The sequence below is a fragment of the Sediminicola arcticus genome (assembly GCF_040566695.1).
Classification (GTDB): domain Bacteria; phylum Bacteroidota; class Bacteroidia; order Flavobacteriales; family Flavobacteriaceae; genus Sediminicola; species Sediminicola arcticus.
In genome coordinates, this window is record NZ_JBEXAE010000006.1 from 187612 (window position 1) to 196706 (window position 9095).

The 9095-nt window shown below is 37.4% G+C and carries 9 protein-coding genes and 1 pseudogene; 2 read left to right on the plus strand and 8 right to left on the minus strand.

Features of this window, described 5'->3' with window-relative positions:
* Positions 1 to 19: 19 nt before the first annotated feature.
* Complete coding sequence (locus ABXZ36_RS13270) at positions 20 to 382, plus strand: DUF8840 domain-containing protein (RefSeq protein ID WP_354616161.1); 363 nt, start codon at positions 20 to 22, stop codon at positions 380 to 382.
* Positions 382 to 1383: an FAD:protein FMN transferase gene (locus ABXZ36_RS13275; protein ID WP_354616162.1), complete on the plus strand. Its 1002-nt coding sequence runs from the start codon at positions 382 to 384 to the stop codon at positions 1381 to 1383. The genes ABXZ36_RS13270 and ABXZ36_RS13275 overlap by 1 nt, the downstream gene beginning before the upstream one ends.
* Here ABXZ36_RS13275 and ABXZ36_RS13280 read toward each other — a convergent pair.
* From ABXZ36_RS13280 to ABXZ36_RS13315, 8 genes and pseudogenes are all read right to left on the minus strand, one after another.
* Positions 1361 to 2146, minus strand: coding sequence for a class I SAM-dependent methyltransferase (locus ABXZ36_RS13280; RefSeq protein WP_354616163.1), 786 nt, complete (start codon positions 2144 to 2146; stop codon positions 1361 to 1363). The two genes, ABXZ36_RS13275 and ABXZ36_RS13280, sit on opposite strands and share 23 nt — an antisense overlap.
* A gap of 33 nt (positions 2147 to 2179) precedes the next feature.
* Positions 2180 to 2998 carry a type I methionyl aminopeptidase gene (map, locus tag ABXZ36_RS13285; protein ID WP_354616164.1) on the minus strand — a complete coding sequence of 273 codons (819 nt, stop codon included), beginning with the start codon at positions 2996 to 2998 and terminating at the stop codon, positions 2180 to 2182.
* Positions 2999 to 3143: 145 nt separating this feature from the next.
* Positions 3144 to 4661 carry a 2,3-bisphosphoglycerate-independent phosphoglycerate mutase gene (gene gpmI, locus ABXZ36_RS13290; RefSeq protein ID WP_354616165.1) on the minus strand — a complete coding sequence of 506 codons (1518 nt, stop codon included), beginning with the start codon at positions 4659 to 4661 and terminating at the stop codon, positions 3144 to 3146.
* A 601-nt stretch (positions 4662 to 5262) separates the two neighbouring features.
* Positions 5263 to 5430: a DUF6747 family protein gene (locus ABXZ36_RS13295; RefSeq protein WP_354616166.1), complete on the minus strand. Its 168-nt coding sequence runs from the start codon at positions 5428 to 5430 to the stop codon at positions 5263 to 5265.
* Positions 5431 to 5557: 127 nt separating this feature from the next.
* The gene (locus tag ABXZ36_RS13300) at positions 5558 to 6325 is read right to left on the minus strand and encodes a M48 family metalloprotease (RefSeq protein ID WP_354616167.1); all 768 of its coding nucleotides are present in this window, start codon (positions 6323 to 6325) and stop codon (positions 5558 to 5560) included.
* A gap of 48 nt (positions 6326 to 6373) precedes the next feature.
* Positions 6374 to 7108, minus strand: a complete 735-nt coding sequence (locus tag ABXZ36_RS13305; protein ID WP_354616168.1) for a M15 family metallopeptidase — start codon at positions 7106 to 7108, stop codon at positions 6374 to 6376.
* A 245-nt stretch (positions 7109 to 7353) separates the two neighbouring features.
* Complete coding sequence (locus ABXZ36_RS13310; protein WP_354616169.1) at positions 7354 to 8520, minus strand: T9SS type B sorting domain-containing protein; 1167 nt, start codon at positions 8518 to 8520, stop codon at positions 7354 to 7356.
* Positions 8521 to 8613: 93 nt separating this feature from the next.
* Positions 8614 to 9095, minus strand: a pseudogene (locus ABXZ36_RS13315) (collagen-like protein); the annotation flags it as partial.

Sequence of the window (9095 nt, forward strand, 5' to 3'; positions counted from 1 at the left end):
GTTTTTTTATACCTAATGAATGATGAAAGCGCTAACGAGACAGGAATTACATAATTTGGCAATGAATATTGTAGGGAAGCATCTCGAGGCCAATGGCTTTGAGTTTGTTGCCATTAATAGCACGTTAGGGAAAACCCCCCAGTTTGTATGTGCCAAGGAAAAACAACTTTCGTTTGTGGTGGTTCGCAGTATTTCTTACCCAGAGGATCCCAAAGAATACGACGCTGTACTGATGGAAAAAATAAAAGGGCATGCCGATAAATCTAATGCTCAATTATTTTATGCAGGGGTAGGGTTGGTCAATGCAAAGGAATTTAAACTTCCGATATATTTAAATGAAGAGTATATCGTGGATTATGATGGATTAATAGCAATAGAATAATGAAAAAGTCACTATCAATACTAGCGGTTGTCGTTCTACTCGGCAGTTGTACTTCAAAATCTGAATGGGTTAAGAATTTCAATAGCGGTTCCGCTTTGGGCACATCGTATCATATTACGTACATCAGTAAGGAGAAGCTGGACTACCAAAGTGAGATCGATTCTGTTTTTGAAGTCATCAATAGGTCGATGTCTACCTATATCCCAACTTCAGACATCTCTAAGATCAATAGAGGAGATACTACCGTGGTGGTAGACCATATGTTTAAGGATGTATTTGAGCTTTCCAAAGAAATCCATGATAGAACCAATGGTTATTTTGATCCCACAGTGGGTTCTTTGGTGAATGCTTGGGGTTTTGGACCAGGGAAACAAATGCAGTTAGATTCTTTAAAAGTAGATAGCTTATTGCAATATGTAGGTTTTGATAAAGTAGCGATTACCGCCAATAACCGAATCAATAAGGCAGATGCCCATATTTACTTTGATTTTAATGCCATTGCAAAAGGCTACGCTATAGATAGACTAGCACTTATGTTGGAAAAACATGGTATTACCGATTATTTGGTAGAAGTAGGGGGCGAAATCGTGGCAAAAGGAGAAAACACGATTAAAGAAAAGCAATGGGTGGTGGGTATTGACAATCCTCAAGGGGATGATCAACCAAAAATTCTAATTCATTTAAAAAACACCGCATTGGCTTCTTCTGGCAATTACAGAAAATTCAGGATAGATTCTGTCACAGGAAATAAGTTTGTACATACCATAGATCCCAAAACTGGGTATACTAAAAATTCTACTATATTGGCAGCAAGTGTTCTTGCTAACACCTGTGCCAAAGCGGATGGTTATGCTACAGGACTAATGGCGATGGATCTGGAGGCTTCTAAAAGAGTATTGGAAAATGATCCTTATTTAGAAGCGTATATCATTTTTTTGGACGATCAGGGCAATCCCCAAAGTTATGTAACCAAAGGTTTTAAGGCGTTACTCTTGGAATAGTTTTACGCACTAAAGGAATTATTTCCCCATGTGCCAATCTGTAGGCCTCAATTGCTTCGGGCTCCATAGTTGCAGTATAATCTACCTCTTCCACTTGAAAACCTATCTGCCTTAGTTTTGCGAAGAAATCCTTTCCGTAAATTCGAACATGGTCATACTGTCCAAATATCTTGGCGCGCTCCTGTTTGTCAGTAATGGAATTATCCTCGAAGGTAGTGTCCCTTTTTAAATCTTGAGGTATTTGTAAAATGCCCCAACCTCCTGGTTTTAGTATACGGAACAATTCCTCCATGGCCTTGGTGTCATCGGGAATGTGCTCTAGCACATGGTTGCAGAGGATAACATCAAAAGAATTGTCGGTAAAGGGGAGGTTGCAAATATCTGCCTTAATGTCTGCCAAAGGCGAATTTAAATCCGTTGTAGTATAGTCTAGGTTGCCTAATTGACGAAAGCGCTTATAAAAAGCCTGTTCTGGTGCAAAATGAAGTACTTTATGATTGCCCGTAAAAAAGTTAGTTTCATTTTTTAGATACAGCCATAATAGGCGATGCCTTTCTAAAGAGAGGGTAGAGGGAGAAAGTACATTTTCCCTAGGATTCTCATATCCGTATGGAAGAAATTTTCTAAAACTCTTACCATCAATTGGGTCTTGGTGTGTGTTTCCTTTTAAGGTTAAGGCTAAGATAGGCCTAGCCAAATAACTCAATTGGATCAAAAGAGGTCGGGGAATGGTATTCAGAATATATTTAAAGAGTCTTTTCATCGGGTCGTAATTCCTAGGTTAGATAACTAAGAACTACAATTGGAATTTTTTCTGCCTAAACTCATCTTCTTCGCTAGTCTTAATGCCCAGAGCTTCATTTACGTATTGAAAGGTGGATAATAATTCTGGTTTTCCATCAATTAGCGCTACATCATGCTCAAAGTGTGCACTAGGTAGGCCATCTGCAGTAAGAATGGTCCAGCCATCTTTTAATTGTTTGATTCTATGGGTGCCCATATTGGTCATAGGTTCTATGGCAACAACCATCCCATTCACAAATTTTTTACCTCTTCCTCTTTTGCCATAGTTTGGCATTTCTGGGTCTTCATGCATTTTGCGTCCTAGACCATGACCTACTAATTCGCGTACAACTCCATATCCATGATCTTCCGTGAATTTCTGGATGGCAAAACCAACATCCCCTACGCGATTACCTAATTTAAATTCTCGAATACCCACATAAAGCGATTCTTTGGTAACCTGCAATAATTTTTTAATTTCAGAAGATACGTCCCCAACTTCAAAAGTATAAGCATGATCTCCATAGAAATCATTTTTAAAAGCCCCGCAGTCAATGGATATAATATCACCCTCTTGCAATGGAGTGCTATTGGGAATACCATGAACCACCTGCGCATTTGGGCTCATACAGAGCGTATTTGGGAAGTCATATAAACCAAGAAATCCAGGAATAGCTCCGTGATCCCTAATGCATTCTTCGGCAATTTTATCTAAATGTAATGTGGTAACACCAGGTTTAACTTCCCCGGCCAATACGCCTAACGTTTTGGAAACTATCAAAGCACTTTCGCGCATTAATTCTATTTCTTCTGCTGTTTTGATCTTTATCATAAGACGCAAAGGTAAAACTTTACTTTATAATTTATGTTTTTGTGCCTTAAAACTACATAGTTGGTTGTAGAAAAGCTATTTAGCGAGAGGTATAAAAAAAGACCTTCATTTATGAAGGTCTTTGAATCTGTAGCACTTTAGCCGCTTAGATCAATGATTTTTGTGACATTAAAGCCGGTTGGGGGACACCCATTAATTTGAGGATGGTAGGTGCTATATCTCCTAGTACGCCGTCTTTTATGGTTTTAATATCCTTATCTACTAAGATCAAGGGAACGGGATTGGTTGTGTGTGCTGTATTAGGGCTTCCGTCTGGATTAATCATGGTTTCGCAATTTCCATGGTCTGCAATAACTATGGTGGTATACCCATTCTCAAGACCTGCTGTAATCACAGCATTGGCACAAGAGTCTACCACTTCGCACGCTTTTATGGCGGCTTTCATATCTCCCGTATGTCCTACCATATCTGGGTTGGCAAAATTAAGGCACACGAAATCTACTTCTCCTTTTTTTAGTTCTGGGATAATCGCATCCCTGATGTCAAAGGCGCTCATTTCCGGTTGTAGATCATAAGTAGCCACTTTTGGAGACGGACAAAGAAGGCGTTGTTCCCCATCAAAAGGAACTTCCCTACCTCCATTAAAGAAGAAGGTGACATGTGGGTATTTCTCTGTTTCTGCGATCCGTATCTGTTTTTTATGGGCCTTAGAAAGGGTCTCTCCCAAGGTCTGTTCTAAATTGTCTTTGTCATAAACCACTTTCATCCCTTTAAAGGAATCATCATAATTGGTCATGGTCACGTAATACAAGTTTAACTTGTGGGTATTTTGCTCATGGAAATCCTCTTGGGTTAACATTTGAGTCAGTTCCCTTCCACGGTCTGTCCTGAAATTGAAGAAGATGACCACATCCCCGGCGTTTATTTTTGCAACAGGTGTGCCTTCTGCATTGGTGGCTACAATGGGATTGATGAATTCATCCGTTACCCCATCATAATAACTGTCCTGCATATCACTTAGGATATTATCTGATTTTTTGCCCACATTATGAACTAATAGGTCATAAGCCATTTTAACCCTTTCCCAGCGTTTGTCACGATCCATGGCATAATAACGGCCAATTACAGATGCTATTTTAGCGTGTTTCCCTTCACAAAACCTAGTAAGATCCTCTAGAAATCCTTTACCGCTTTTTGGATCAACATCCCTGCCGTCTGTAAAAGCGTGGACAAACATATTTTTAACACCAAGATTTTCTCCGGCATTGATAAGTCCTTTTAAATGTGAAATGTGGGAATGTACACCTCCATCACTCAATAGGCCTAGGAAATGGACAGGCTTATTGTTCTCTTTGGCATGTAAAAATGCATCTTTTAATACCTTTTCATCCTTAAGGGTATTATCCTTTACAGCTAGATTAATTTTTGCAAGGTCTTGATAAACTATTCTTCCAGCCCCCAGATTCATATGTCCTACCTCACTGTTCCCCATCTGACCTTCAGGCAGGCCAACATTCATGCCGTCCGTTAGAAGATTAGCATTTGGGTATTTCTTATAAAGGGAGTCTATAAAAGGTGTGTCTGCGTTTTCTATGGCGGATATTTTAGGGTCTGGAGATTTCCCCCAACCGTCTAAAATCATCAATATTACTTTTTTGTTCATTGGTTTGTGATTTATAAGTCTATCAAAAATAAGCCGATTTGGAATGGATAACTAGCAATAGGTAAGCTTTTTCAAAATTTTCACATACCAAGCGACCCATGTTGTGGCCGCAACCTTTTAGGTATAAAAGCCTTATAATTATCCTTGCATGATGGGAATTGATGAAACAATGTAATCGCTACTGAGTCTTTATTTTATCCTACTAATTCTTATCGTACTTTAAAATAAAATACCATATTGGGTTGCAGCTACAAATGGATACCTACATTATATAATTGAAAGACAAAAAACTTGAGTGGTAATACAAAATTAATAAGAAGGTGTCATTTTATGTGTACTTAGCCATTTATCTGGGGGAAAGTGGCCTTTTTTCCGAAGATTATATGTACAATAATTTTAAATAAATAGTCTTTGATCCGATACCTTCTATTATTATACTCCTTTATATAGGAGTAAAGGGAAAAGTAGCAACCTAGATTAGAAAGAGTGACATATTTATTTACTGAACAAACCCCATGAAAACTTTTTCATGGGGTTGTTTGTTTTAGTTTATCTGCTCCATATAGTGTTCAAGTAAAAGGGCAATAAAACTATAATTCGCTTAAAATTTAAATCCTGTAAAGGCCCTATAAGTAAATGCATAGAACGCCATAAAAAGCATTAATACACAGAAGACGGAATAAACCTTTAGGAGAATTACTACAAACTCTGGTTTACAATTCTCGAACGCTTCTAAGTAAATGCTTTTAAAATGTAATAGTGTTGCCATATAGTCTCGTTTAAATGATTATAAATCAAAGCTATAAGTGTTAAATCTGAGGCTTCAAAAAGATTTGGTGAGGATTCAAATATAATAAAATGGAATTGTAATGAACTATGTTTTGCGGGAATTAACACTAATTCTGATCTTTATATTTGACAATGGCTTCTTTAATCTTTTCAATCCTATTTTCAGGATCGGGATGGGTACTCTGAAATTCAGGAACTCTATCTGGTCCGCCTGCAGCCTTTAAAATCTCCATAACCTTAATCATTTCAAAAGGATCATAGCCAGATTTGATCATAAATAAAACTCCAAGATCATCACTTTCAAGTTCATCTCCGCGGCCATTTTTTAACAGGGTGTTTTGTCCAATACTATTTACAATATCACCGGCATCAGCGCCAACAGACGCCGCCGTAGAAATGGTTTGCCAAAACGCCCCCTCGGCTATTCTTTCAGCAGAATGTCTTCCTAATACATGTCCAATTTCATGACCTAGCACCCCGGCAAGTTGGGCTTCATTCAATTGGGAGAATAGTGCATAGGTGATAAAGACCTGCCCTCCTGGAAGCGCAAAGGCATTGATGGTGCTGTCATCTGCCAATAAATGGAATTCGTATTGATAGGGGGTTTCTTGAGCAATACTATTGTTCACCAATTTATTTCCTATGGCATCTACCAAAGACTGCATACGATCATCGGGGTATAGACCTCCATACTGTTGAGCAATTTCTGGAGCACTCTGAAGACCAATAGCTATTTCCTGATCAGAGGTCATATTTATATTCTGTTCTCTTCCGGTATAAGGGTTTTCTTCTTTGTTACTGCAGCGTTGGACAAAGGCAAAGACGACTATGGCCAACCCTATAAAAATTCTAATTTTCCAACTGCCTCTTCTCATAATCCAGATGTTATTGCGCCTACTTAATAAAACACCTTATGATTTCTATTACAATAGTTTTGGATTAATGTCCAAAATATTATCCAAAATATAGGTTCGTACAAATCCTGATGTGAAATGTTCAGCCCCTAAAAACTCTTCCTTTTGCAGCAATTGCATGATGTTTTTCCGCCTAAAGGTTTCTAGCATTGGAATGGAAATGGGAGCATAGCTATAGTGCCAAGGTTCATATTTAAACCCCTTTCTTTTTGGGGTGTCTGTATACACCAAGTAAAAGCCAAACTTGTTGGCATTGATATCCATCCAAGCTTTAAAATTTTCGTATGGACCTCCTACTTCAAATTTTTCAGGGACAAGAACATCGCCCTCAACTTTAGGTTGACCATCTACAATATCAATATCTGTTCCCCAATGATGTCTGCTGGTTCCAGGGATGGTGGAGTACTCAATTATTTTGTCAATAGCGTTTAAAGGTTTTAGACCATCAACTTCTGTATATTGAATAAATTTACGTTCCCAAATAGCTGTTTGCCTTTCAAAACTTCGGTAACTTGAAACCACCTTGATATCTATACCTTCACTATAGGCAGCTTTTTTCATTTCTAAAAAGGCATCATGTGCTTCTTTTCTTAGATTGATACCTTTCCCAAATAGAGGAATTTCTGCTTTGCCCATAAGTTCGAGGATGGTATATTCTTTCTCCTGCGAAATCATTATAGTAGGCATGACGGCCAAGGCCAATCCGGAGGCACTACTTTTTTTTATAAATGATCTTCTTTGCATATCGTAGGTCTATTATAAAGTAAGGAACACAATTGTCCCATTACAATTAAAATCAAAAACGTTGCCAATTAATAGGAGTACTTCATTTTAGTTGGATCAACACAGTGAAAGCTCCATGACTGTCTCAAAGTTAAGAAGTATTTTGAAACTATTCATGTAGAAATCAAATGGCGTTTAAAAACCTTAAAAAGAGCTACTTAAAGAATTATTGTAGAATTGTTGTAAACTAAAATATAGGAGATTTATTACTCCGTTATGTACAGATATCCCTGGTGTTTTTGTTTTATATCTTTTAAGGTAAGGATGTAAAAATAGATTCCAGAAGAAAGTCCTGAATTACGTTTAAATACTAAATTCCTATTGGCATTACCTCCAAATTCATTGTTGTAGTTTGCCTTGTAATATACCATAACACCATATCTGTTAAAAATTTGAATAGAATTATTGGGTGATAGGTTCAATCCTTCTATCACTAAGAAATCATTTTTTCCATCACCATTAGGGCTTAGAAAATAGTTGTCTAATTCTAAAGTTGAAAATGTTTCAAAGAGGTCATTATTGCCTCCTAGTGTAATTATTTCATAATCATTGGGAAAAAAATCATCTGAAGTGATTGACCCAGAATTTAAATCTCCATCTACCTTTGAATTCCCCAAATTAACCCATTGTTCTTCCGTTTTACTCCAACCTACAACCTTAAGATCTTTGGGGGTATCTCCCAATAATATAACGTTACTTTTCTCATCCCAAGTCAGAGTTGCCTTAGATGAAACACTTCCTTCTAATTTCCAAAACTCTTCAATACTAACACCTAATATTCCTGCTCCTCTAATATCAGTATTAAAACTAGTATTGAAGGTTGTAGGTTCGTTCGGGTCCTCATAAAAGTAAGCACATTTAGCATTAGTATTGATCATGGTAGATTCAATGCTCAATGGTCGTAATCGATTATCATCTCCAACCGGAAAAGTGAAGTAATCTTCATTTTTTATTTGACTATAGCCATCAATATGATTTACATCACTTTCACCTGAATAGAATGAATTAACTCGATAATTCATATGGATATCTGTCTTATTCCTTGGCGTATAAACAGATCCTATGATAAAATTACTATTATTAGTTACGGCAATAGAGGTTTCAAGGAAAAGACCTTTATCAACTGTAATTTCCATATCATTAAAAACAAGAGGGAAGGCACCTGAAATTATAATGGGTTGATCTTCGTTATAAAAGCTCACTAACCCTAAGTTCTTATCAAATGTACCATCATTGATTACATCCATATGAAAGCCAACCATAGCTGACCCATGTATTTGAATATTCCCATAATTATGCACTGCATCTTGGGCATTTGTCAACGCAACAGCCCAAAGAATACAGGTTAGAATTATTTTTTTGAAAATATTCATATTTCGAAATATGCTCTATGTTAAAATTTTAATGTCAAATAAGTTGAATCCTTTAAAACGATTCGTTGGAAGTATTGTACAATACGATTTGTACTAGTTACTACTTATTTGTTGCCAATTGACACCATCAAATTGGAACCAATATGTTTTTTCTTTTTCTAAAACGTTTTTTGATTGCCCCTTTTCATTTATATAATTAATATTTGTTTCATTTCTGTCGTCTATTGTTTTTATAATATAGACTTGTCCAATATTGGCCGTTCCAGGAAAAGAAATGACATGATCCTTTCCATAAACTATAAGCGTGAAATCATTTGGTCCTAGGGTGGTGCTTGTGCTGGTACTTCTAATGGCCCTGGTAAACGAGCCACCTTTTACATCCTGTCCAGCATCACCCTTATCACCCTTAGCCCCTGTCGCACCAGTATTACCTTGAATACCCTGAGCACCAGAATCACCTTGTATCCCTTGTACTCCCGTGGCACCGGTCGCACCTTGTACTCCCGTGGCACCGGTCGCACCTTGTGCTCCATCAGCACCAGTGGCACCTGTTGCACCATCATTACCTTGTATTC